General features: G+C 59.1%; 25 protein-coding genes. 8 read left to right on the forward strand and 17 right to left on the reverse strand.

Going from position 1 to position 23,358, the window contains the following annotated elements; all coding sequences use genetic code 11:
* Window positions 1–6 precede the first annotated feature (6 nt).
* The 4 genes from hemG to ACWUI2_RS06250 form a co-directional block, all read right to left on the reverse strand.
* Window positions 7–1,386 (reverse strand): protoporphyrinogen oxidase, encoded by a 1,380-nt coding sequence (hemG, locus tag ACWUI2_RS06235; RefSeq protein ID WP_486981996.1) that lies wholly within the window; start codon window positions 1,384–1,386, stop codon window positions 7–9.
* 110 nt (window positions 1,387–1,496) lie between these two features.
* Window positions 1,497–2,522 carry a uroporphyrinogen decarboxylase gene (gene hemE, locus ACWUI2_RS06240; RefSeq protein WP_486981997.1) on the reverse strand — a complete coding sequence of 342 codons (1,026 nt, stop codon included), beginning with the start codon at window positions 2,520–2,522 and terminating at the stop codon, window positions 1,497–1,499.
* A gap of 30 nt (window positions 2,523–2,552) precedes the next feature.
* Window positions 2,553–3,512, reverse strand: coding sequence for an oxygen-dependent coproporphyrinogen oxidase (hemF, locus tag ACWUI2_RS06245; protein ID WP_486981998.1), 960 nt, complete (start codon window positions 3,510–3,512; stop codon window positions 2,553–2,555).
* Between the two features lie 126 nt (window positions 3,513–3,638).
* Window positions 3,639–4,088, reverse strand: coding sequence for a response regulator (locus ACWUI2_RS06250; protein WP_486981999.1), 450 nt, complete (start codon window positions 4,086–4,088; stop codon window positions 3,639–3,641).
* A gap of 590 nt (window positions 4,089–4,678) precedes the next feature.
* On the opposite strand from ACWUI2_RS06250, the gene ACWUI2_RS06255 reads away from it, so the two are divergent.
* Window positions 4,679–5,395 carry a Bax inhibitor-1/YccA family protein gene (locus ACWUI2_RS06255; protein WP_486982000.1) on the forward strand — a complete coding sequence of 239 codons (717 nt, stop codon included), beginning with the start codon at window positions 4,679–4,681 and terminating at the stop codon, window positions 5,393–5,395.
* Window positions 5,396–5,679: 284 nt separating this feature from the next.
* Window positions 5,680–6,288, forward strand: a complete 609-nt coding sequence (locus ACWUI2_RS06260) for a YajG family lipoprotein (RefSeq protein ID WP_486982001.1) — start codon at window positions 5,680–5,682, stop codon at window positions 6,286–6,288.
* A 376-nt stretch (window positions 6,289–6,664) separates the two neighbouring features.
* On the opposite strand, the gene ACWUI2_RS06265 is transcribed toward ACWUI2_RS06260, so the two are convergent.
* From ACWUI2_RS06265 to ACWUI2_RS06275, 3 genes are all read right to left on the reverse strand, one after another.
* Window positions 6,665–7,534: a hypothetical protein gene (locus tag ACWUI2_RS06265; protein ID WP_486982002.1), complete on the reverse strand. Its 870-nt coding sequence runs from the start codon at window positions 7,532–7,534 to the stop codon at window positions 6,665–6,667.
* A gap of 84 nt (window positions 7,535–7,618) precedes the next feature.
* Window positions 7,619–8,278: an RloB family protein gene (locus tag ACWUI2_RS06270; RefSeq protein WP_486982003.1), complete on the reverse strand. Its 660-nt coding sequence runs from the start codon at window positions 8,276–8,278 to the stop codon at window positions 7,619–7,621.
* A gap of 3 nt (window positions 8,279–8,281) precedes the next feature.
* The gene (locus ACWUI2_RS06275; RefSeq protein WP_486982004.1) at window positions 8,282–9,652 is read right to left on the reverse strand and encodes an AAA family ATPase; all 1,371 of its coding nucleotides are present in this window, start codon (window positions 9,650–9,652) and stop codon (window positions 8,282–8,284) included.
* 95 nt (window positions 9,653–9,747) lie between these two features.
* Here ACWUI2_RS06275 and ACWUI2_RS06280 point away from each other — a divergent pair, with 95 nt between their 5' ends.
* From ACWUI2_RS06280 to ACWUI2_RS06290, 3 genes are all read left to right on the forward strand, one after another.
* Window positions 9,748–10,023 (forward strand): hypothetical protein, encoded by a 276-nt coding sequence (locus tag ACWUI2_RS06280; protein ID WP_486985091.1) that lies wholly within the window; start codon window positions 9,748–9,750, stop codon window positions 10,021–10,023.
* Window positions 9,935–10,339, forward strand: a complete 405-nt coding sequence (locus ACWUI2_RS06285; protein ID WP_486985046.1) for a Cap15 family cyclic dinucleotide receptor domain-containing protein — start codon at window positions 9,935–9,937, stop codon at window positions 10,337–10,339. Before ACWUI2_RS06280 ends, ACWUI2_RS06285 begins: the two co-directional genes overlap by 89 nt.
* A 69-nt stretch (window positions 10,340–10,408) precedes the next feature.
* Window positions 10,409–11,368, forward strand: a complete 960-nt coding sequence (locus ACWUI2_RS06290; protein WP_486982005.1) for a nucleotidyltransferase family protein — start codon at window positions 10,409–10,411, stop codon at window positions 11,366–11,368.
* 400 nt (window positions 11,369–11,768) lie between these two features.
* Here ACWUI2_RS06290 and ACWUI2_RS06295 read toward each other — a convergent pair whose 3' ends face one another.
* The 5 genes from ACWUI2_RS06295 to ACWUI2_RS06315 form a co-directional block, all read right to left on the reverse strand.
* The gene (locus ACWUI2_RS06295; RefSeq protein ID WP_486985047.1) at window positions 11,769–11,987 is read right to left on the reverse strand and encodes an NAD(P)H-dependent oxidoreductase; all 219 of its coding nucleotides are present in this window, start codon (window positions 11,985–11,987) and stop codon (window positions 11,769–11,771) included.
* Window positions 11,988–12,045: 58 nt separating this feature from the next.
* Window positions 12,046–12,951, reverse strand: a complete 906-nt coding sequence (locus ACWUI2_RS06300) for a thioredoxin-like domain-containing protein (RefSeq protein ID WP_486982006.1) — start codon at window positions 12,949–12,951, stop codon at window positions 12,046–12,048.
* 180 nt (window positions 12,952–13,131) lie between these two features.
* Complete coding sequence (locus tag ACWUI2_RS06305; protein WP_486982007.1) at window positions 13,132–13,569, reverse strand: SEC-C metal-binding domain-containing protein; 438 nt, start codon at window positions 13,567–13,569, stop codon at window positions 13,132–13,134.
* A 114-nt stretch (window positions 13,570–13,683) separates the two neighbouring features.
* Window positions 13,684–14,625 carry a 1-phosphofructokinase family hexose kinase gene (locus tag ACWUI2_RS06310; protein ID WP_486982008.1) on the reverse strand — a complete coding sequence of 314 codons (942 nt, stop codon included), beginning with the start codon at window positions 14,623–14,625 and terminating at the stop codon, window positions 13,684–13,686.
* Between the two features lie 169 nt (window positions 14,626–14,794).
* Window positions 14,795–16,108, reverse strand: coding sequence for a hypothetical protein (locus ACWUI2_RS06315; RefSeq protein ID WP_486982009.1), 1,314 nt, complete (start codon window positions 16,106–16,108; stop codon window positions 14,795–14,797).
* Between the two features lie 501 nt (window positions 16,109–16,609).
* Between ACWUI2_RS06315 and ACWUI2_RS06320 the strand changes: the two genes are divergently transcribed.
* The gene (locus tag ACWUI2_RS06320; RefSeq protein WP_486982010.1) at window positions 16,610–17,215 is read left to right on the forward strand and encodes an inorganic pyrophosphatase; all 606 of its coding nucleotides are present in this window, start codon (window positions 16,610–16,612) and stop codon (window positions 17,213–17,215) included.
* 30 nt (window positions 17,216–17,245) lie between these two features.
* Here ACWUI2_RS06320 and ACWUI2_RS06325 read toward each other — a convergent pair whose 3' ends face one another.
* From ACWUI2_RS06325 to ACWUI2_RS06345, 5 genes are all read right to left on the reverse strand, one after another.
* Complete coding sequence (locus ACWUI2_RS06325) at window positions 17,246–18,850, reverse strand: PP2C family protein-serine/threonine phosphatase (RefSeq protein ID WP_486982011.1); 1,605 nt, start codon at window positions 18,848–18,850, stop codon at window positions 17,246–17,248.
* 79 nt (window positions 18,851–18,929) lie between these two features.
* Window positions 18,930–19,715: an NUDIX hydrolase gene (locus ACWUI2_RS06330; RefSeq protein ID WP_486982012.1), complete on the reverse strand. Its 786-nt coding sequence runs from the start codon at window positions 19,713–19,715 to the stop codon at window positions 18,930–18,932.
* A gap of 284 nt (window positions 19,716–19,999) precedes the next feature.
* On the reverse strand, window positions 20,000–20,734 hold the full coding sequence (locus ACWUI2_RS06335; RefSeq protein ID WP_486982013.1) for an SIMPL domain-containing protein: 735 nt from the start codon (window positions 20,732–20,734) through the stop codon (window positions 20,000–20,002).
* Between the two features lie 46 nt (window positions 20,735–20,780).
* Entirely contained in the window at window positions 20,781–21,014 is a 234-nt protein-coding gene (locus ACWUI2_RS06340; RefSeq protein ID WP_486982014.1) for a hypothetical protein, read from the reverse strand.
* A gap of 74 nt (window positions 21,015–21,088) precedes the next feature.
* On the reverse strand, window positions 21,089–22,423 hold the full coding sequence (locus tag ACWUI2_RS06345; RefSeq protein ID WP_486982015.1) for a mechanosensitive ion channel family protein: 1,335 nt from the start codon (window positions 22,421–22,423) through the stop codon (window positions 21,089–21,091).
* 191 nt (window positions 22,424–22,614) lie between these two features.
* On the opposite strand from ACWUI2_RS06345, the gene ACWUI2_RS06350 reads away from it, so the two are divergent.
* Window positions 22,615–22,875, forward strand: a complete 261-nt coding sequence (locus tag ACWUI2_RS06350; protein ID WP_486982016.1) for an AbrB/MazE/SpoVT family DNA-binding domain-containing protein — start codon at window positions 22,615–22,617, stop codon at window positions 22,873–22,875.
* A complete protein-coding gene (locus tag ACWUI2_RS06355; RefSeq protein ID WP_486982017.1) occupies window positions 22,872–23,282 on the forward strand; it encodes a putative toxin-antitoxin system toxin component, PIN family in 411 nt (136 codons plus the stop codon). Before ACWUI2_RS06350 ends, ACWUI2_RS06355 begins: the two co-directional genes overlap by 4 nt.
* The last annotated feature ends 76 nt before the right edge of the window (window positions 23,283–23,358 follow it).

Consider the following 23,358-nt stretch of genomic DNA (forward strand, 5'->3'; position numbering starts at 1 on the left):
GTGAAATCATGTCAGGTATTCCTTGGCCCGGACCGCGTGGCGGAAACCGGAGGCGATGCATTGGCCGAGGGCGATGCCGTCGCGGGAGGAACCGGCGACGAAGATGCCGGGATGGGTGCTTTCGAAAGCATCCACCATTTGCACGAATCGGCCGTGCCCGACTTCGTATTGGGGAATGGAATACGGCCAGGCGCGGACCGATGAAAAGCGTGGTTCGCCGCGGATGTCGAGGATCGGGGCGAGATCGCGGACGGCGAGTTGGACCAGTTCGTTTTCCGGAAGGCGGGCCAAGTCCGGTTGGCGGGTGCCGCCGACGAAGGCGGTCAGGAGAATTTGGCCTTCCGGGGCTCGGCCGGGGAAAAGGGTGGAAGGAAACAAGACCCCGAGAATCCTGCGTCCCTCTTTCTCCGGGAAAAGCGCGCCGAAACCGTCGAGCGGGTGGCCGATCTGATCGCGGTCGAACCCGAGCGAAACGCTGGCCACCGGCGGGTGGGAGATCTGATCGAGCGGACGGAGGGCGTCCGACGGTTCCCCGGCCTCCTCATGAATGGCGACCGCGGCCAACGTCTTCGGCGGCAGAGCCAGGACCACGGCGTCGAAGTTGTCGCGGATGCGTCGTCCGTAGCGGGAGGCGATCACTTCCCATTTTCCCTCGCGGGCGGTGATTGATTCGACAGTGGTTTCCAAATAGATGTTTTTCCGGAGCCGGTTCGCAAGCTCGTCGGTCAGGGAGGCGAGACCGTGGCGAAACGAAATCAGCCGGGGCATTCCCCGTTTTCCGCCCTCCGCTTTTCTCTTCTTCGCGGCGGCCCGCATTCCGCCGAAAAGGGAACCGTGGTCCCTCTCCAGTTGGAAGAGTTTTGGCATGGCGTATTGGACCGAAAGCTGTTCCGGGTCGCCGGCGTAGATTCCGCCGATGAACGGATTGACCAAGTAGTCGAGCACCTCCGGACCGAGGCGCCGACGGGTAAAATCGGCGAGACTCTCCTCTTTGCCCTCGGGGGGACGCCCGACGAACGGCTCGCGGAAAAGGCGGAGCTTGGCGGGCCAGGAAAGAACCTTGGAACGAAGCAACGCCGGGGGCGAAGTCGGGAGCGCCACCAGATTTCCACTACGGAGAATGTAACGGTTTTTGGCGGCGGGTGCGGCTTCGATGACCTCCCCCTCGAGTCCGAGGAGTCGGATCAGTTCGGCGACATCGGCCGGACTGTCCTGGAGACTGTTTGGTCCGGCCTCGATTTGAAAACCTTCGCTCCGGCTGGTTTGGACCGAGCCGCCGGCTTGTTCGCCCTTCTCGAAAAGAAGCGGGTGGAAACCGTCTTGCGACAAACGAAACGCGGCGGTGAGTCCGGTGATTCCGCCGCCGATCACGGCGATCTTCTTCATTTCGGATTCGGTTTTTGCACTGAAATTTTCAACCACGACGTAACGAAGTGAAGATGGCGAAGCAATGGACGCGAATAGACACGAATGACAGATCGACGGGAGAGCGCGGTTTATCGGTATTCGCGCACGGTTTCGATCAGGGCCTCGACGCAATCGATCCGGGCTTGGGGGGAAATGCCGTGGCCGAGATTGAAGATGTGTCCGGGCCGCTTGCCCACGCCATCGAGGATCACCTTGGCTTCGCGGCGGACCAAGTCCGGTTCGATGTTGAGGAGGACCGGGTCAAGGTTGCCTTGGAGGGCGAGCGATTCCGGAGCGGACGTGCGGAGTTTGCCGAGATCGGCGGTCCAGTCGACGCTCACCGCCTGGACCCCGGTCGAGGCGAGGTCGTCGATCCGGTGGTGGAGTCCCTTGGCGAACAAGATGACCGGCACCCGGCCATTTATGGCGTCGACGATTCGGCGGATCCATTGGAGGGAGCAGGTCTCGTAGGAAGCTCCCGAGCAGATGCCGCCCCAGGAATCGAAAATCTGGATCGCTTCGGCACCGGCTTCGAGTTGCATTTCGACATAGTCGACGACGGCGGCGGTGATCTTTTCCAGCAAGGCGTGGAACAAGCCGGGTTCGGTGAAGAAGAACTCCTTCACTTTCTGGAACTGGACCGCGCTCCCGCCTTCGACCATGTAGGTGGCGAGGGTCCAGGGGGAACCGGCGAAACCGATCAAGGCGTGTTCGCCGTTGAGTTCCCGTTTCAGCAGGCGGATCGCGTCGGCGACGTATTGGAGGTGGTCGCGGACGCGGGTCGGGTCGAGGACGTCGATCTGTTTTTCGGATTCGATGGCGAAGGCCATGGAGATGCCGCCGGTGTTGCGGAACTCGTAGGGCTGGCCCATCGCCTCGGGGATGACCAGGATGTCGGAAAATAGAATGGCGGCATCGAAGCCGAAGCGGCGGATCGGTTGCAAGGTGACCTCGGTGGCGAGCTCGGGGGTTTTGACCATCGTGAGGAAACCGTGCTGTTCCTTCAGCGCCCGGTATTCCGGGAGGTAGCGGCCTGCTTGGCGCATCAGCCAGATGGGAGTTTGGTCGACCGGCTGGCAACGGCAGGCGGCGAGAAATCTTTCGCGTTTCGTCATGATAATCTGATTACGGTAGGCGTAGTCGGTTCAAGCGGACCCGGGGCCGGAGGTCGCGGTGGTGTTGGTTGGTTCCTGGTAGTTGATCCAGTCGCGTGGATGGAGAAAAAGTTCGGTGAGACGGGCTTCGGGGGAGCCGGGTTCCGGTTGCCAATTGTATTCCCAACGGGCGAGGGGCGGCATCGAGACCAGGATCGATTCCGTGCGACCGCCGCTTTGCAGTCCGAAAAGGGTGCCGCGGTCGAAAACCAAATTGAATTCGACGTATCGGCCGCGTCGATACAATTGGAACGACCGCTCCCTTTCGCCCCAAGGGGTCGGGTGGCGGCGGGCGACGATCGGTTTGTAGGCCGGGATGAAACCGTCGCCGACGGCGCGGGCGAATTCGAAGGAGCGGTCAAATCCCCACTCGTTGAGATCGTCGAAGAAGATGCCGCCGACTCCGCGGGTTTCACCCCGGTGCTTGAGGAAAAAGTAGTTGTCGCATTCCCGTTTCAGCCGGGGATAGACGTCGGCCCCGAAGCGGTCGCAGATCGATTTCGCCCGGCGGTGCCATGCGGTGGCATCCTCGGCGAAGCCGTAGATCGGAGTGAGGTCGAATCCGCCGCCGAACCACCAGACGGGAGGTTCGTTTTCGTGGGTGGCGAGGAAAAAGCGGACGTTGAGATGGGAAGTCGGGGCGAACGGATTGCGCGGATGAATGACGACGGACACGCCCATGGCATGGAAGCCGCGGTCGGTCAACTCCGGGCGGCTGGCGCTGGCGGACGGAGGGAGACGTGTGCCGGAGACATGGGAGAAATTGACGCCGGCCCGCTCGAGGACCTCCCCTTCGGAAAGGACGCGGGAAATGCCGCCGCCCCCTTCCGGGCGGGTCCAGGAGTCCCTCAGAAACCGGGACGACGGTTCCAAATCCTCCAACTCCCGGCAAATATTGGCCTGGAGGTTGAGGAGGAAATCCTTCACCCCTGCAATGTCTGGTTGTTCCATCGGGACCGATTTAAAGGAAAGAACCGGCGGTTGGCCAGTCCCGAGTTCGTGCGGCGGCGGGTCGAGGCGCCGTCGTGTCGAGTAGGTTGAAACCTAGCATTCAGGCGGTTCCGCCTCGACGCGGAATCAACCGTTGGGGGCGGACGGTTTGATGTCGGACGTGTATTGGTCGAGGGCGTCGATCAGCACTTTGACGCTGTCGACCGTGGGAGGCTTGACCAAGTAGGAATTCGCGCCGATCGCGTAGGCGGTGGCGATGGAGGCTTCCTCCTTCGAGGCGGTCAGGAGGATGACGACGATCGAGGCGAGTCCGGTTTGGCGGCGCATCCACGTGAGGACTTCGAGCCCCGACTTTCCTGGAAGGTGCAGATCGAGGAACATCAACGAAGGAAGCGGATAGGCGGCCCGGTCGGCGTATTTGCCCTTTCCGGCCAAATAGTCGATCGCCTCGCTTCCGCTGGTCACAATCTGCATCGGGTTTTCCACACCGGCTTTGCGAACGGTCCGTTGCAGGAAAAAGACGTCGTTTTCCTCGTCTTCCACGACGAGAAAGGTGGTGGAAGGATCGTGTCTCATTCTGGCGCTCTACTGGTCATCTGAAAAATTCGAGTCGGTGCCGCCGTGGTCAGGATTGGCGGAAACCGGTCGAAGAAACCTGATAGCCGATGCCGGGAAAGTCAAGAGGAGAGGGAGGGGTAAGGTCGCAAGGATTGGCCGTCCGGCAGTTGTCGTAGTCGGGTTGACTCGCCGCCCGATTTCCGGTCGGGCGGCAAAGCCAACCTGACCACGATAGGCGGACGCCGACGGACATCCGGCGAAAGCCGGAATGCTACACCGGTGTGTATGTGGAGCAACGCCGTCGTCGTGGGAATTCCCAGATCATAAGCCGGAGCTTCGTGCTTCAGCCGAAGACCGTCGGCCACCGGGATCGTCCGCAGACTCCGCCGGTCCAACGACGGCGCCTGAAGCGCGCCGCTCCTTCATCTTTGCGGAACCCCGTTCATCCCGTCGGCGACGCCCGACATCACACTTGTGTCCTCCTGCCGAACAAGAACTTTTGATCCGTGGAAAAAGTTTTCTCGCCTGTGTCTTCGCCTTGGGCATGCTGGATGAAACGAACTTTCCGGGTTCCTTTTCATACCTCCTAAATCAAACGTGTTTCGCTTATGAATTCATTTCAGTCGTATTCGGGAAATCCTTTTGTTGTTGCTGACGCCGAGCCGATTGCGCGGGCGACCTTTATTCGCCGGACCTATGCGCATCTGGCCCTCGCCATCGCGGCCTTTATCGTGGTGGAGGCGTTGCTCCTGAGTTGGTCCGGAGCGGAGCAACTGGCGATGACGATGACCACCGGTTACAATTGGCTGTTGGTGCTGGCCGCTTTCATGGCGGTTTCGTGGGTCGCCGACAAGTTGGCGCGGTCGGAGGCATCCCAGGCGATCCAATACGCGGGCCTTTTGGGTTTTATCATCGCGCAGGCGGTGATCTTTCTGCCCCTCCTTTTTATCGCGATGAATTTCAGCTCGCCGGATTTGATCGTGAACGCGGGGATCATCACCGGTCTGTTGTTCGCCGGTTTGACGGTCACGGCCTTCATCACCCGGAAGGACTTCTCCTTTCTCAAGGGCATTCTGACGATCACCTTTTTCGTCGCGATGGGGATCATTGTCGCGAGCATCGTGATGGGTTTCAGCTTGGGTCTGCTCTTTTCGGCGGCAATGGTGCTCTTCGCCGCCGGAAGCATTCTCTACACGACCTCGAACATCATTCACGAATACAACCCCTCGCAGCACGTGGCCGCTTCGCTTGCCCTTTTCGCGGGAGTGGCGCTTCTCTTCTGGTATGTATTGCAAGTGTTGATGGCGCTCGCCAGTCGCGAGTAATCGAGAAACCGACTGATTTGCGCGATGCGCTTTGGTTGATGGACAAGGCAGCCGCCTCACATAACAGGGAAAGACAACCTTGTCCCGGTGCGGTTGGGTTCGATCTTTAAAACGAGGAGCACGCGATGGCGGTACCCTTTGAGTTCGGAGCGCATCGACTGGAGTCCGTCGGTAGGGAGTTCGAAGTCTTTTCTCTCCAGGTGAGCACCTCTGTTTGGACTTTTTCCCATTGACCTTGCCTTCCCGTATCGGCTTGGCGATCTTGCTTGGCGAGCCCTCTAACTATGATGCAAAACCAACCTGTTTCTTTCCTCCGCCTCGCGGGTCTTTTTCTGGCCGCCCTGTTCATGGGCAGTCTTTTCAGCGGGTGCGCATTCACTCCGCAGCAGGCAAACCTGAACCCGACGGTGGCCGTGGTCGGCAGTGACATCGGCCAGGGCAAAACGATTTCCGTTCACGTGACCGACGAACGCCCGACCCGAGAACTGGGCCGTCGGGGGAGCGCCTACGGTCCCGCCGCTTCCATCAATACCGAGCAGGACCTTCAACAACTCATCTATGGGGAACTTGCGCGCGGTTTAACAGAGAATGGTTTTCAGGTGGTCCCCGCCGCCAGTCGGCCCCAAGCGATCCTCCGGGCTGAACTGCGGCATCTGGAATACTCCACCTCCACTGGTTTTTGGACCGGTGGGGTGCATGTGAATGGGGCCATGAAGGCGGTCGGCGAAGTCGGCGGCGAGCGCTTTGAAAACTTTTACCGAGTGGGGGAGGAAAAGCGGGTGATGTTCGTGCCTGCCGCAGGCCAGAATGAGCAATTCATCAGTGCTGGCTTGGCGGAACTGATCGGTGACGTTTTGAACGACACGGAACTCCTGCGCTTCCTCGCGAGATAGAGCCGCCGGGCGGCTCGGTTTGCGCGGATAGAGAGCGTCGCGGGGCCACAGCGGAGCGTTCAGCCTGTTCCAGAGAGGGACGACCGGCCTCCGCCTGAGATCCACGCCACCGAGAGGCCAGCCGTTTGAGACGCCGGACAGTGGCCTCATCCAAAGCAAAGGTTGTTCGATGGGACACCCTGCTCATACCATCACCCATACCGTAACTCATTTGTCAGTCAAGGCGCGGGTTTCCATTGATCACCCGGCAGTTTGTCCCGGAAACAGGAATTGCATCATTTCTCGTCGCGAAATCCTCTACCCGCCCCCTTCCGGCCCGCCGGCCCGGGCAGCGACGCGGACGGACAACAGCCCGTCACGCGTGAACTCTGGCTCTTTACTCCCCGTTGGCGCGAGCGAATGCTTCGGCGATGATCTGCTCAAGGACCGGCTTGTTTTTGGCAAAATCGCTCGGTTGGAGACGTATGCGATAACGCCCCCACCGCTTATCGTAGTCCATCACGTCGAGTCCGGACGATTCAAGACGCTCTTGCATCTCCGGAGAGTCTTCAAGACGTGGTTCCAAGCGCATGAATCCCTTCTTCGGTCTGAGAATGATGAAATTTGACGGTTGGCCGTCTTTAGCGAGGCCGATGTAAAACTTGTTGTATTTCAGCTCAAGGTCACGGTCATGGGCCTTTGCAATTTCGAGTAGTTGGTCGGCCAGGGCGACTGTTTTCTTAGAGCCTCGCTGTTCCCAGTAGGCTCGGTCCGTCGTCTCGGAAACCTCCTCATCCTCATCAATCAACCCAAGGGGCATGTGATCCAGGACTGTGGTAAAGACGAGCCCAACATTGTTTGCGAGCGAAAGCGCGTTCATCTGAATCGCCACAAGTGGAATCATGCCATTAAACAGGCTGATCACATTGAGGAAACGACTGGTAATATCCTCGGCTACAATGACCGCGGTGTGTTCATACTGCGGATACCGTTTACGTTCGATATCCCAATACTCAATCGTGCGGATGATGTGGTTCTCGTCTGTGGAGCCGAGCTGAATCTCCACTTCGTAGCGCCTATTTCCTTCTGTCTCCTGCAAGAGCAGATCAAGCCGCCCGGCCCTGGGCTGGATTCGTTCCTTATCCTTCAAAACAACATCGCCAAGTCCAAGGATGGAAGGATCCTCCGCTATCCGGTCCTGAACCCATTTCTCGCGCAGAACCGGATGCGATTTTAGGCTGAGTTTCTGAAACTTCGAGTAGTTCATGGCTATGGCGTAAGCGGGTGGACTTAAATTAAAGATTCTATGCCCAAAGGAAGAAGGGATCCGCGGGTCAAGGCAAGCGATAGATCACCGTGATGGTTCCATCAGCACAAGCCCTGCCTTCTTCAGCTCCTCCATCAATAAATAGACTCTGGTTCCCGGTCCGGCTGGCCATAGCTTTTGCTCTGGATTCTTTCCGGACCGTTCGAGGTCTTTTGCGCGCCTTATCGCCGATTCAATTGACGTAAGCGGGTAATCCTGGGGCTTCAACCGTGTCTTGTTAAACGCGCCGGCCACGTCTCGAATCCGTTTGGCGACATCGTCGCATCGTTCGAAGACAGCCTTGCTCGAAACGTCCTCGAAATGCAGCAGCAACCAGAGGTCAAAGCAAGGATTGCTCATGGCTACGTGACATCCTTTCAGCTTCGCCTTGCGAATGGCATTCTTCAGCTCCCGCACATGGTTCCGATCGGTCCAGTGATCGGTGTCGAGTAACGCCCAAAGCTGATCGTCTTTCCCGACTTGGTACTGCTCCATATAAGCGAGCAGCCTTTCGACGACCGCTGCCGGGCTCGACCTGGTGTCGGTCGTTTCGAGAACCTCGACGTGAATCCGGTTGTGGTGGAGAAACCCGAAATACTGTTTAGGTGCGTATCTGTCTTCCGTCGCGACCACGAAAAGGCGCGTGTCGCGCAGCTTTCCTTCATCCCGCGCAATCGGGCGGCGCTTTCTTGAAGTCAGGCTCATCGCTTAATCCTGTTCCTGCCGCAGGCGCTCCATTAGGCGATCGAGATTGCCCAGAAACGGGATCGCGCCGAAGCGGCCTTGCAGATAACCGCGGCTCACTTTTAAATCGGTTCGAATCGAAAAATCCGAGAGTGAATAAAGCGATGTTGCGCCTTCGTCGTTCTTCTCGGTAAACCAAAGCTCATCCCTGCGAAGGAGGTCGAGGTCCATCAGGTGAGACTCATGGGTAGTCGCGATCAACTGACTTCGCGAATGTCCGCAGGCGCTTAGAAAGAATTCAACAAATTTTCGGGCAAGAACCGGGTGAAGGCTCCTCTCCAGCTCGTCAATAAAGAAAACACAGTTTTGCTTGCGCAGACTGTATAGAGCCGGAATAAGGTGTGCCATCCGTTGGGTGCCGTCTGATTCCTCCTGCAAGGGAAGGAAGATGTCTTCTCCGGTATTCGCGGAATGTTTCATTCGGATCGTGCGCAACTTGATCTTAGGTTCCTCCAGGCGCTCCGCGATCACGTCGCCCATCGGCCCAAGCGGCATCGTGGTTACCTCCCCGGGTTTGGTATCCTCGATCAACCGCTGGAGCAACTGCTTTGGGAAACCCGAACTTTCATCAACCTCGATGGTCATGACATCCAGGTCCATGACTCCGGTCGCGGCGTCGCGAAGAAACTCACCGGCAAACCTACTGAATTCGTCATCCTTGGAAATCCATTCTGCCAATTGGAGAAAGGGAGCATCCGCCGGAATGTAAGTCGCGTTTTCGATCCACGTCAGAACGCTCCTCAGCAACGGCCCGTAATCGTCCGGCTCCAGGTTTTCCCGGATCGCAGTAAGGAAGAGCTGATTGCTTCGGACGCCAACCTTGGTCAGCGCGGCAATCTTCTCGTATTTCTTCGAACGGTTCGCGAGCGCTCCTCCTGTCTCAATCTGGACCTTACCGTCGGCCTGGGCGACCCGTTCGAACAATTCGGTCTCCCGCGAACCACGGATCAAGACCAGCCATTCCTCCTTAACCTCCTTTTCGGTGACCTTAAATCCGTAGCTGAAGACCTTTTCGTCGGCGAGGAACCGAAATTCGACCATGGTCGGTTTCTCGAGATATGGTTTTGAGAACCGGAAAGCTTCCCTCCGGATAGTCTTCCCGGGTTCAGTGCCGTCGATTACAAGATCGCGGGCAAAGGAAAAAGCCCTCATCAGGTTCGATTTTCCCGCTCCGTTGGCCCCGTAAATAACGGCCCCACGCAGCAGGGATTCTTCGGTCCCCGGAATCGGGGCCAAATGATCGTCATGATCCTTATAGCGGCGACTGGCCACCAGGTTGAGCGTCTGCTCCTCCCGGAAGGAGCGAAAGTTTTCGACTGAGAGCGAGATGAGCATAGATCTTGCGATGAAAACGCATTTAAGCGGGATTTACGAGAAAAATTTTGAAGAATAAACTTGCTTTTTGTGATTTTTTCACAAAATATTGAGGAATGCACGATTATTCTTTCGATACGCCGGTTCGCCGCTATGTCGATGTGGCAATTGCGGTCATCGCTCTGTCACTTCCCACTTTTCTATCTTGGGCGGCTGCCCAAGCAGGATTCCCTGCGGGAATCACATTCCCACTCACCTTCGGTATGACTTTTGCGGCCTTCCATTTTCTTTTTGACCGCTTCTTTGTGGCGCCATCTCTGCCGTTTTCACGGGATTCCCTATCTTGCAGGGAGCTGGCAAGCAGAGGGATCGAGCTCCTACAAGAATCCTGAAACCGGGGAGCCCTTTGAATTCGTTATGAATATCCGCATTCGGCAGACTTTTTCGCGAATGGAGGTGTTCACGGAAACCGATTCGTCCACATCCAAGAGCTTTATGGCGTCCATCGAGAGCCAACACGCGGTGCCGGTGTTTCGTTACGCCTTTGAGAATACACCCAAGAATATGGCTCATGAAGAACTTCACCGACACGCCGGCATGATGGACCTTAGAATCTCAGACACTGGTCGGCTGGAGGGCGATTATTTCTCAGGAAAGCACCGTTTGCGCTTTGGGGAACTCAAATTAACTCGAATCAATAAACAATGAGAATATCTGACCGTTATACCCGTTTAGTTGAACGGCGTTTACCAATAGAAGATCGTGGTTTGATTAAGTATGCAGAGGCGTACCAGCATCACCTTGGCGAAGGGACAAAATACCTGTTGGGTGGCAATGGCCCCAATTGCCTCACGTTATACGGAACGTCTTATCGAGCAGGGCGACAGAATTGAAAACCAGCTGGCGAAACGCTTATCCGAGGCTCACCAAGGGATTGAATTCAAGCGACAAGGATCCGTATCGAACGGGACTCACATTCGACACTTCAGCGACGTCGACGTTTTGGCTATTCTCGCCAAATTCACGACCCTTGAACACCCTCAGAGGCCCACAAATCCTTACACTGGAAGTCCGGTAGATGACCTATTGGAGCTAAAGAAGGATTGCGTTGATCATCTACGAGACGCTTTCCCCAAAACGGACGTCAGCTCCGGAGCAACGGCCGTGTCTATCATAGGAGGCAGCTTAGCTTGCCAGGTGGATGTTGTTCCTTCGAATTGGTTCGATACGATCGCCTTCAATCAAGGGAAGGGTTCTCATGTGCGCGGGATCATGGTCCTCAATGGAGAATCAGGGAAGAGAATCAAAAATTTCCCTTTTCTTTTCAATCACCGTATCCGACTGTTTGACGCGGCAAATCAGGGAATTCCTCGAATGCTGATCCGTCTTCTCAAGACGGTGAAGGCCGATCATGAAGAAGCGAGCGGAAATAATGACCTTGCCTTGTCGAGTTTCGATATTTGCTCGGTTATATACCGGATGCCTCAGGATCGTTTGCTGGAGCCACTCGATAGTCCGCTCGAAATCATCCGCCAGCTCTTGCGGTGGCTGCATTTCGTCCTGACAAATTCGACGCTTAGAAACACTCTTATGGTGGTTGATGATTCTCGAGCAATCTTCAATGAGAAGGAAAAAGTCGGCGCACTTCGACTCCTTTACGACGACCTTCTGGCGACCTACAGGCTTGCTGTTGAGGAGAATCGCCAAACCCTCGTTACGGAAGCACATTTGGGGTAATTCGCGAGAACAGGTTCAAAAATCGTCGAACGGTCCCCAGCCTTCAACGTTGTTTTCGGCTTCCCAGTTGAAGGTGAATTGGCAACTTCAAAAGTGGAGGGGCAGCAGGTCAACGCGGGAGTCGGACTGGCTCCAAGAAACCCTGCCGGCGCTACGAACCCGGCGGCTTCCTACGCGCCGCCCCCCGTGTGGCAGTTAGCGCGGTCACTCATGCTCTCACGGCGGTAGTGACCGGTGCAAGCCGGTCCGCGAGGCGGTCCACTTCGCCTTCGGCCTTTGCTAGCAATCGTTTCGCCCGGTCGTCCTAGAACTCATCGTAGCCGGCGCGGATGAAGTGGAGTTCGGTTAATCCGATAAACCCGAGGACCGTTTGGAGGTGCGGTTCCAGATGGTTCATCGGTCAGAGCGATCCGCCGGGGTGCATCGCGCCGTCGCCGGCGGAGGTGATGATGACGACCGGTTTGTTTTCGAGCAAAGGTTGATACGCCTCTTCCGCCTCGGGGTCGAAGGCAACGGTCTTCCCCATTCGCACCACCTGGTCGAACCAGGCTTTCAATTGCGCGGGCATTCCGAAGTTATAGATTGGCGCCCCGATCACGATGAGATCGGCCTCGACGATTCCTCAATACCGCAATTGCCTCGGCGAGTCGAAGGGACGGATTGGCCTGTTTGCCGGTCTATCCGCGTTGAGATTGATAGAATGCGCCCAGCAGTTCTTCCCATGTCGGGGAGCGGCCGAGATCGCCGGGGTGGTGGGCGGTTCGTTCGCGCAGGCGTTCGGCTTCTTGGATCTGCGTGGCGAATGTCGAGCGAAGCCGTTGGAGGTAGGCTTCTTCCTCGGCCTCGGTCGTGCGTTCTCCACGTTGTTCCTGTTCCGCGCGAAATTGGGTGCGGGCGTTCTCGTAGTTGAAATTCTCCAGGCGGCGGATGTTCTCTTCGGGCAGGTACTCGATCGTCATCCGGGCTTGGCGATCGATTATTTCTCCTTCCGGAGAAAACACGACGATCGTCGGGATTCCCCAACCGTTGTAGCGTGAAACGAATTCCCGGATCGCTTTTTCGTCGGTATTTCGAATATCGGTCCATTCGACCGCCGGCCATTTCATCCCGCTTTCCCTCATGTGTCGCAGTTTGTCCGACCGGCTTCGGTCCTGGCTGATTAGGACGACTTCAACGTGGCCGTTTGAGCGATCGCGGAATTCCTTGAGTTTGGGGGTGATAAGCTGACACGGCCCGCACCCCGCCGAGGAGAAAAAAAGGATCACGTATTTGCCCGCCAAAATGCGGGGAGAAACCTCCTCGCCGGCCGCGTTCACCAAAGCGTTGGGGAAAAAGTCGTCCCAATGGCTGGGCGGGAGGGCTCGGATCCGGAACGTTTCCCCCACCTTTTGCTGGGATTGGTCCGAGAGGAGGTCGAGAGGGGTGGCGAAAAGTCGCCCGTCTTCCCGCCGGAGGGTCAGGTTTCCGGCCTCAAGTTCCAACAGCTCGGCTCGGATGACCCGGTCCTGACGATCTTTCAATTCGACGACGGCGGCATGAAGGGTGGTGGAGAAAAGAAGAGCAAGGACGATGAGGTATTTCATTCCTTGAAAGGATGTCGCCGCCGAAGGGAAAGGCAATGTGAAACAAAGCGCGGGGGCGGACGCAAAATTTAGATGTGGAGGAGGTGACGAGATGAACCGGCCGCATGAATGCGGGACTCCAACCTCGGGAGGAGGGCGGGAAGTAAGAGGGGCGGACATTGTCCTTCGCCTTCGCCCGGCTTAGTTCAGGCAACAGCGCTTATATTTCTTCCCACTGCCGCATGGGCATTGTTCGTTGCGTCCCGTGCCGGGGAATTTTTCCATGGATATTCGCGTAATCGTCTTTTTGGCAGGAGGTCGAGGAGGCTTCGAGAACATCTCATGATGCCGGACAATCATGGGGGTGATGATGTTCTCGCAAAATCCGCGAAACTCGGCGTCGCTCATTTCGAGCGACGATTGCATTTCGGCTAACTCCTCTTCTCGTTCCGTCTCCGGCAGGATGGCGAGGTTCCAGCACATTTGAGCGATTGAAAACGCTTTCTGAAGCTCCTCTTGAGATCCGTTCGTCTTATCGATCAGCGGTTGCGCGTACTCGACCAGTGCGTTTGCAAACATTCCCATAAATTCAGGCGCGGTTTTTGCGGCCCCCGTTTGTGTTTGAGTCTTCCGTGGCATCCGGTTTTCTCTGGCAGGGATTCCGTCATACGCACGAAACCTTGCGGGACTTCGGGGAAAACGCGAACCTCTTTTGCGGCTGCATCAATGCCCGGACTCCTTTGGAGAGGAAAGTTATTCGAGGCGATGGAAGAGTTTCTCGGTCTCTTCGCGGCGGCAGAGTTCGGTGCCGGGGGACATTACGGCGGAGCTGCCGGCGGCGATGCCGAAGCGGACCGCCCGTTCGAGGTTTTCGCCGCGGGAGAGGGCGAGCGCCATGCCGCCGACCATGCTGTCGCCCGCGCCGACCGAGCTACGGCGGCGGACCGATGGGGCGTGGACCCGTCCGGAGGCTTCCGGGCCGTGGTAGACCGCTCCGCCGCCCCCGAGCGACAGGACCACGTGGCCGGCGTGGCCGCGTCCGACGAGTTCGGCGACGGCTTCCTCCTGTTGTTCCTCGCCGTCGATTTCGATTTCCAGGAGGTCGGCGAGTTCCCGCAGGTTGGGTTTAATGAGGAAAACATTCTCGTCGAGCGCCTGCTTCAGGGCCGGTCCGGAGGCGTCGAGAATCAGGCGGGCGTTCGCCTGGTCGGCGATTTTTGCGGCGCGGGCGTAGAAGTCGTCGGGGACGCCGGGGGGGAGGCTGCCGCTGGCGACGATGTAATCAACTTTTTCGGCGCAGAGTTTGAATTCGTCGAGGAATCCGCGCCATTCCTGTTCGGTCAGAGTGGGACCCGGCAGGCCGAAGCGGAACTGGCGTTCGTTGGCGGCTTCGAAGACGATGAAGTTCTGGCGGGTCGAATCTTCGATGCGGATCGGGCGGTGGTCGATTTTTTCCGCGTCCAGGAGGCTTTCCAGCATGGTGCCGCCCGCGCCACCGCAGGAGTAGAGGGCGATCGCTTCGCCGCCGAGGCGGGTGACGGCGCGGGCGACGTTGAGGCCGCCTCCGCCCGGGTCGAAACGGGAGTCGTGGCAGCGGAGTTTCCGTTCGTCCACGACATGTTCGGTTTTGGCGCTGACGTCGATCGTCGGATTGAGCGTCAGCGTGACGATGGTCGAATCGGTCGCCGTTTTCACCCGTTTACCTTTCCCAAGAAGCGGGGAAAAGGCAAACGGGCGGGCCGGTGGGAGGGATTGGGTTAACCACTAATGGACACCAATGAACACTAATTAAAGAGCTCGGGAGGTGAGCTCCGAGGAGAATTCGTGTCCATTCGTGTTTATTGGTGGTTGGATTCTTTTGCCGTCAGAAGTTCAGGTAAGCTCCGGTGACGACGGAGTTGGAGGTGCGGGTGCCGTTTTGGATCCAATCGAGGCGGGTGCGTTCGAAGCCGATCTTGAAGTTGAGATTCTGGCCGCGGGCGAAGTAGGTGAGGCCGACCCGCATGTTGTTGAATGATCCGGTGTCGCCAGCGTCGCTGCTCCATTCTTCGTAACCGACCCATGGCTGGAGGCGGAGTTCCGGGAAGTAGTAGCCGGTTTGGACGTAGAATCCGTCGCCCTGGGCCTGGAGTCCGGAGACGGCGGAACCGAGTAACGGGGTTCCGGCCCGGTCGACCAGGATGCCGGCGTCGTCGAGGTCGAGTTGACCGTAGGCTGCTTCGAAGGTGAGGGTGCCGGGGCCGATCGGCTGTTCGGCGAAGAAGTCGACCGACCAGAACCGGTAATCGACGTTGTTGCCGGTGCCCTGTTCGAAGGCGACCCGATTTTGGGCGTCGAAGGAAACGCCGACTCCGACGGTCCGTTTCGCTCCGAGATAGGTAGAGGAATTATAAAAACCGCTTTCGTCGTCGCCGAAGTTGACCGAGGCGCGGCCGCTATAACGCAGGTCGCCTTCGCCCCGGGCGGGACTGCGGCCCCAACCGTCGTAGACGCCGAGGTAGTATTTGAAATGGAGGTTTTCGGTGCGGGAGTGATCGCCCCAGAAAGTGACCCCTTCGTCGCGGACCTGGGCGTCCATCCGGAGGCCGGCGTCGGTGCCCGGCAAAGTGGAGGTGGCGAAACCGGTCATGGCGCGGGTGCCGTAGCTCAGGTTTTTGTAGGCGAAGGCGGGACGGTCGATCGCCATCAAAGCGGCGGCCGACGTGACACCCGCTTGGCGGCCGGTGCCAGGGGAGAGGTGGCGGCCGACGAAGAACTGGGTTTCGGGTTGGGGTTTGAAATGGAGGTGAGCGTCGACCAGAATCACGTTTGAGCCGGAGACCTCGGTGGCGGTGGAGAAGGCCGCCCATTCCACGACTTCGCCTCGGACAAACACGCGGGCGCGGCGAAGGCGGAATTCCGCATCGTCGGTCACCAGATCGCTGTCGTTGTAAATGAAGATTGGTTGGAGGCGGGCGCCGACGCTGACCCAACCTGTTTCGCCGACCCGGAGCCGGGTGGGGAGGGCGGGGGCGGCGGCCGGTTCGACCGGGCGGGGTTCAGTGACGGGGGTCTCGGACGGGGCGGTTTCGGAGATCGGCGCCTCCTGGGTCCGTTCGGTTTCCGCGAAACCGGTCTGGGCCACGGTCAACCCGAGGACGATGCCACTTGCTACGAGAAATCGGAATGCATGACTCATCTGGACGTTGTAGCTGAAATTCGCCGGACCGAAAACGATTTTTCCCTGCCAGAACACATTGAACGGAAACTTATGCGGAGTATTCGGCGAAGTGCGGACCGAAGCCGAAACCTGTCCGAAAAATCTCTTGATGCGCGGACAATCCCTGACTCGATCGGGTCAGGGATTGTCCGCGGGAGGGTGAGACGTGAGATTAATTCGGAATGGGTTTGGCGCTCGGCGACTCGAGTGGGGACGCACCTCATCGCTCTCAAGAGACAGGCGATAGCTGACAGCTGGTTGCGGATTGCGGGCGCTGGGCGCGACTCCGCACGGAAAACACACCCCACCGCTCTGGCGAGCGGTCCCCCCCCTCTCAAGAGGGGATTTGTTATATTATTGTTTTCCTCGCGCCGGGGGACCATGTGCCAACATGGTGGGGTGTGTTGGTTCCTCTGGTCGGTTGCGGGTCGGAGCCGGCTGGGTCTTGATCTTGAGTGTCAGGAACTGTAAGGTCGGCGGATGGATTTCTATCGTTGGAGGCCGCATCCGTGGCATGGATTGGAGGTGGGAGTCAATCCACCGGAGTTGATCAACGTTTATTTGGAGATCACGCCGTTCGACTCGATGAAATACGAAGTCGACAAGGCGACCGGCTATCTCCGGATTGACCGGCCGCAGATCGGGTCGTCGTTGCCGCCGTGCGCGTATGGTTTCATCCCCCGGACTTATTGCGCGGAGCGGGTCGCGGCGTTGGCGGTTTCGGCGAAGGAAGGGGACGGCGATCCGCTCGACGTCTTTTTGCTGTCGGCGAGCCCGATCACGCGGGCGGAGATTTTGGTGACGGCCCGTGTGGTCGGCGGGGTCCGCACCATCGACGGGGGGAAGGCGGACGATAAGTTGATCGCGGTGTTGGAGAACGATCCGGCGTGGGACGAGGCGGCCGACGTGAAGGATGTGCCCGAGGGTATGATCTCACGTATCCGTCATTACCTGACAACGTATAAATTGACCCCGGGCAACGATTCGCCGGTGACGGTGGAGGAGATTTACGGGGCGGTCCACGCCCGGCGGGTGTTGGAGGCGGGGATCGCGGATTATGCGGAGCATTTTAGCGAAGAGGCATAGTTGCAAAGACGCATAGACGATAGGCGACGGTCAGGTGCGGAAGTCGATGGCGAGGAGGCAGACGTCGTCCATGAAACCGGGGGTGGAGGCGTGGCGGGTGGCAGCTTCCATCACCCGGTCGAGGAGGGGTTCGGAATCCAAGGGGAGGCCGCTTTCCAGGGCTTCGCGGAGGCCGTGTTCGCCGAAAAACACGCCGCCGGCGTTTTCGATTTCCCAAAGCCCGTCGGTGAATAGGAGGACGAGATCTCCCTGGCTGAGTGGTTCGCGGGCGACGGAGTAGGTGAAGTCGGGGACCAGTCCGGCGGCCGGTTCGGAACCGTCGGCGGGCGGGTGGATGCGTTCGACTTGCCGGCGGCTGCGGCGGAGCAGGAAGGGTAGCGGGTGACCGGCGTTGGCGTAGCGGAATTCGCGCCGGGTGACGTCGGCGACGCCGTAAAACAAAGTGACGAACATCAGCGATCCCGATTGGCGGAGGACTGGAATGAGGGCGCGGTTGATTTCGGCGACCAATTTTTCGGGCTCTCTCCAGCTCGTTTGCAGTTCCCCCATCAGGCCGCGCAGAAAAGCGGTCACCAGGGCGGCGCGAACGCCGTGGCCCATGACGTCGCAGATCAGGACGCCCGATTCCGTATCCGAAATCTGGACGATTTCGAAGAAATCGCCTCCCAATGTGGCGACCGGGAGGTAGCGGTGGCCGAAGCCGATGGTCGCTTTGCCGGTGAGGGCGCCGCGGGGGAAGTCCGGATATTCGAGGGTGAGAAAGGCCTTTTGGATTTCGTAGGCCATTTTGAGATCGGCCTGCATTTCGGCGTTCTTGCGGCGGACCTCTTCTTCGGCCCGTTTGCGGTCGGTGATGTCGCGGGAAATGCCGAAAAGGCCGATCACCCGGTTCTCGGAATCGCGCAAAGGGACCTTGGTGGTGCTCGCCCAGAGTTCCCGTCCGTCGGTCAGAGTGATTTTCTCTTCTTTGCCGATCAAGGGCCGTTCCGATTCCATGATCTCCCGTTCTTCGGCCCGGGCGGTTTCGGCGTGGGATTTGACGAAAAAGTCGAAATCGGTTTTGCCGATCGCTTCCGCCGGATCCCGAAGACCGAATTGGCGGGCTTGGGTGAGGCTGATGGCGAGGAACCGGCTGTCGCGGTCCTTGAAGTAGATTTTGTCGGGCAGTGTCATCATCAGTTGCCCGAACCACGAGCGGTTCCGTCTTCGCTCTTCGCTGGCCCGATCGCGGGCGGCGTCTTCGTCCAAGTCCACCGGTTGGAGAAACAGGGTGGCGGTCTTGGTTTCCTGATCGGAAAACGACAGGGTGATCTGCAGCGCTCGTATCGACCAATCGGGGTGGTCGAAAGGACTATTGACGGTGAAGGTACGGTCTTCGCCGACTTGCAGATGGCGTTGGATTTGGTCGACCAAGCGGCTCACGGGGGGAAGGCCGAGCACTTGTTGCCAGGGCGTGGGTTGGCCGGTTTTCTTCAGTCGGAAAAGGTCGACCGCCGCTTGGTTGGCGTCGATCAGGAGTCCGGAGCGGTCGAGGAGCCAGACGGCTAACGGCATGGATTCGATGAATGCCTTCGGGTGGGTCTGAAGGTGGCGAATCAGTTGCGTCTGGTTTGAATCCTCGGAGGGCGAATTCATGGAACGGTGTGTCGATGGACCCAAGGAGGTCGTGCGTAATGAATGAATCGTTTTCCCGTTGGCGGAGGTTTGCAAGCCTTCAAACCAGTTCGCCGTCGGCCGGTCGGCTCAAGTAGAGAAGAGCGACGGCGTCGGGGAGAAATTCCCGGGCGACGCAAAGGGCGGTGTGGCGGGCTTCGCGTTCCCTGCCAAAGAAGGTTCGTCCGCCTTGGGGGGCGAGCCAATGTTCGTCGGCGTCGACCCGGGCGGGCAGGCCGGCGCTTTCGAGGAAACTGCGTCGGACCTGGAGTTCGTCGGCGTTTCCGTCGGCGATGCCGTACCAATTGCCGTGCCGTTTTTCGGGAATGAGGAAGCCGGTTTCGCGCCAGAGGAAAAACAAGGTCCGCATCACCGGGGTGAATTCGTCGGGGCGATTGACCAGGGCCTCGACCAGTTCGGCTTCCGGCCACCAGCGGAGAGCTTGGACCTCCTTGGGGTCGGCTTTCAGGGCGGGTTCGGAGGTGACTTGTTCGACGTAAAACTGGACCCATTCCTGATCGGTTTCGGGACTGGCGTCGAGGAGGAGAAGCGGGATCGGGTGGGTGGTTTGGTAGCCGATCTCCTCTTCGGCCTCGCGGACGACGGTCGGGTCGTAACCGGAACCGGCGGCCACGTGCCCGGCGGCGGAGGAATCCCAGCGGCCCGGATTGGTCGGCATGGAATCCGTCCGTTGTTGCAGGAGAAAATGGCCGTTGCCGGTGGTGAGGATCAGGTGGATCGAGCGATGCGGCAGGCCCTGATCGTGAATTTCCTGCCGGGTTGCGGTCCCGACCACTTCGTTTTCATCGTCGACGATGTCGAGCAGTTCGTGCGGATGTTTCGCCATTGATTTAGAAACAACAAGTTAGAGGGTATCCGAAAAGGGTTTCGGGCGTTCGCTTGGCTGAAACAGCGGTGACACACCCCACCATGCTCGCGCATGGTCCCCCCCTCTCAAGAGGGGAATTGCTGACAAAAAGATCTCCTTTTGAGAGGGGGGGACCGCTCGCTAGAGCGGTGGGGTGTGTTTCCGGGCCGATCCGGTCGCTGCAATCCCTTTTCGGGCGGGACCAAGTTAAAAACCACGAATGGACACGAATAAACACAAATCGAATCAGGGGGCGACGCAGTTCAATAGCCGATTTCGAGGGTGACGGAGGCGCTGATCTCGGGTTGTCCGGCTTCGAGGTCGGTCTGGGTGCGGTCGGCGGCGAGGGTGCGGGCTTCCATGCGGGGGAAGGGGACCGGGGGACCGTTTTCGATATCGGTCACGTGAACCCGGACGATTCGTTTGCGTTCGAGGCCGAGTTCGGAAAGCACGGCGTCGCCCCGGCGGAGGGCGAGGCGGGTGGCGGTCTGAAGGGCTTTTTGACGGGCTTCTTCGATTTTCTCCTCCGGGGCGGTGAAAACGAGGTCCTGCACCTGGTTGGCTCCGCGGGCGATGGCTTCGTCGACGATGTGGGCGACATTGGCGGCTTCGCTGCGGAACTCGATTACGCTCATCGCCTGGAAGCCGACCACTTCGCGGGTTCCTTGGGTGTAGTCGTAAATCGGATGCAGCCGGAGCGAGGTGGTTTTGAGACGTTCGACGTTCTGTTTGCGGAGGAAGTCGAGCAAGGTGTTGGAGCGGACCGCCATTCGCTCGCGGGCTTCCTCGTCGGTGGCGCCCCGTTCCTCGATGGCGAGGCGGATGTCGGCGACGGTCGCCTCGATCCGTTCGATGCCGGTGGCGGAGACGGTGAGGATCTGGCGTTCCGGTTGCAGCAACCCGAGGCGCGGGTCGGCTTGCAGGGCGGATGCGGCCAAGACGGCGATGGTGAAGGGAGCGAGGAAGAAAAACGGTTGGATCGAATGAAACGGTCTCATTGGGCGGGAGCGAAAAAGGAATGGCACGGAAAAGGAATGGAGGGCGTCAACGGCCGCCGCCGAGCGCCCAGCCGAGGATCATCAGTAAAATCACGAGGGCGGCGAGCCATGCGAGGATTCGGATGCCGGGAGGGGCGGTGACGCTTCCGGCTCCGCCGGTTTGGTCTTCGTCTTCCAACCGGGTGTGCGGCTGAGGGGAATGTTTCGGGCTCCCGGCGGGAATCTGGTCTTCCCGCTTGCCGCGATCGGGCTGCCCGGAACTCGAGTCTGTTTGGGACATGCCGATAATCTAATGCGATCCCGGGGTTTCCTGCAAGCCGAAGCGCACGATGCCGCTCACGGTTTTCGGGTAGGTCAATTCCGAATGACGGGGGATGCCGGGGCGGCGGCGGCCGGTTTGACCGGGTCGTTGGGGAGCGGGAGAGGAACCGGGCGGGAATCGATCAGGAGGTGACCGAGGTCGACCACGTCGCTGCCGCTCGGCTGCTGGAAGACGCGGAGGCCGAAATGCGGAATGATGGCGAGCAAGTGGTCGAAGATATCGGCTTGGATTCCCTCGTAGGCGACCCATGCGGTGTCGTTGGTGAAAAGGTAGATTTCGAGCGGAAGGCCGGTTGGGCCAGGTTCGAGTTGGCGGACGATTTGGATCATCTCCTGGTGAACCTTGGAGTGTTGCCGGATGTAGGCGGCGCAGTAGGCGCGGAAGGTGCCGATGTTGGTGAGGTGGCGGCCGTTGAGCAGGTCGTTGAGTTCGAGTTTGGCCTCGGTGTTGTGTTTTTGGATATCAGCGAGGGCTCGGTCGAGATAGGGGCGGAGGAGTTGGATCTTCCGGCAGCGGTTGAGTAACTCCTGGTCGAGGAAGCGGACGGTCCGCATGTCGATGTGGATCGCCCGTTTTACCCGGCGGCCGCCGGATTCGACCATGCCGCGCCAGTTCTTGAAGGAGTCGGCGATCAGCAGGTAGGACGGAATGGTGGTGATGGTGCGGTCCCAGTTCTGGACCTTCACGGTGGTGAGGGAAACGTCGATCACGTCGCCGTCGGCTCCCTGTTTCGGCATCTCGATCCAATCGCCCGGTTTGACCATGTCGTTGACCGAAAGCTGGATACCGGCGACGAAGCCGAGGATGGCGTCCTTGAAGACCAAAAGAAGGATGGCGGTGAGGGCGCCGAGACCGGACATCAGGATCAGGGGAGACCGGTCGAGCAGGACGGAGATGGTCAGGATGAGGCCGACCAGGAAGAGGACCAGTTTGAAGGCCTGGACGAAGCCCTTGATCGGCATTCGCTGGCCGCCGCCGGTCTGGTTGTAGGCGGTGAGCAGGACGTTGAGGAGGGCGTAGAAGACGACGATGCCGACGCCGATCAAGTAGACGGTGACACAGGTCTGGGCGAAATCGGCGACGCCGGGGCGATCGGTGAAGGAGGCCGGGGCGAGGATCTGGATGACGACCGCCGGGGCGACGTGAGAGAGTTTGTGCAGGACCTTGTGTTGCTGGAGGAGGAGCAGCAGTTTCACCCGGGTGCGTGAAATGATGCTGTTGAGGATTCGGACGATCACCTTTTTTCCGACCCAGTTGGCGGCGAAAGCCAGCGCGGCGATGACGAGCACGGCGAGGACGAGTCCCGCCGCTTCGGCGACGGCGACGGAAAGGCCGGTTTGGAGCAACCAATCGGTAAAGATATTCACGGCAAAACAGTGAGGATGAAATGGTGGACGATGACAATCTCCGACACCGGGTTCGGGAAAAGGATGCTAAAAGGGGGAGGATTTTCAGGGGCGCCTAGGGGGCGCCGACGTCGAACGTCGAATCTTTGGGAAAGATCCGCTACGAGGGGGGATGGGTTGACAGACGGGCGAGGTAAGGCGAATCTTACATCATGCTTACAAAGGTTTCCAGCAAGGGGCAGACGGTGATTCCGTCCAGTGTACGAAAGATGGCGCGGATCGAGGCGGGGGACGAATTGGATGTCGGATATGTCGGAGGGTTGGTGGTGATGCGGAAACGAAAGCCGTTGACGGAGGAACGGGTCAACGAGTTGATGCGAGAGGGACGGAAACTGCCGGACCTCACGGGTAGCGACGAGGAGATCGTTGCCACGGCGGTGCAGCGGGTTCGTCGCCGGGCCTCGGGCCGATGAAGGTCGTTTTCGACACCAATGTCGTGGTCAGCGCCTGTTTCTGGCGAGGCCCGCCGTTCGAGTCGCTGACGTTGTGGGGACGGGGTAAGGTTTCGGCGGCGGTCAGTCCGCCGTTGCTGTCGGAGTATTCGGAGACGTTCGAGGAGCTGCGTTTGGATTACCCGGACCGCGAGTGCGTGGATTGGGTTGCGGCATTGCGGGATGCGGCGGAATTGGTTTTTCCGGTGGAACGGACGACCGGCGCCACACCGGATCCGTTCGATGAAATGGTGCTGGAATGCGCGTTGGCCGCCGGGGCGGATGCCATCGTCAGCGGAGACAGGAAACATCTGCTTCCGCTCCGGCGTTTCCGTGACATCGCGATTCTCCCGCCCGCGGAATTCCTTCGGCGATTCCGGTCAAGGTGAGTCAGGCATAAGTGGAGAGACAGGTTCGTGAAAGGCCGCGATCGCTCACCGGGTTCGGCTTGCCATCCGCGGACGG

The sequence above is a fragment of the Verruconatronum alginivorum genome (genome assembly GCF_056590205.1).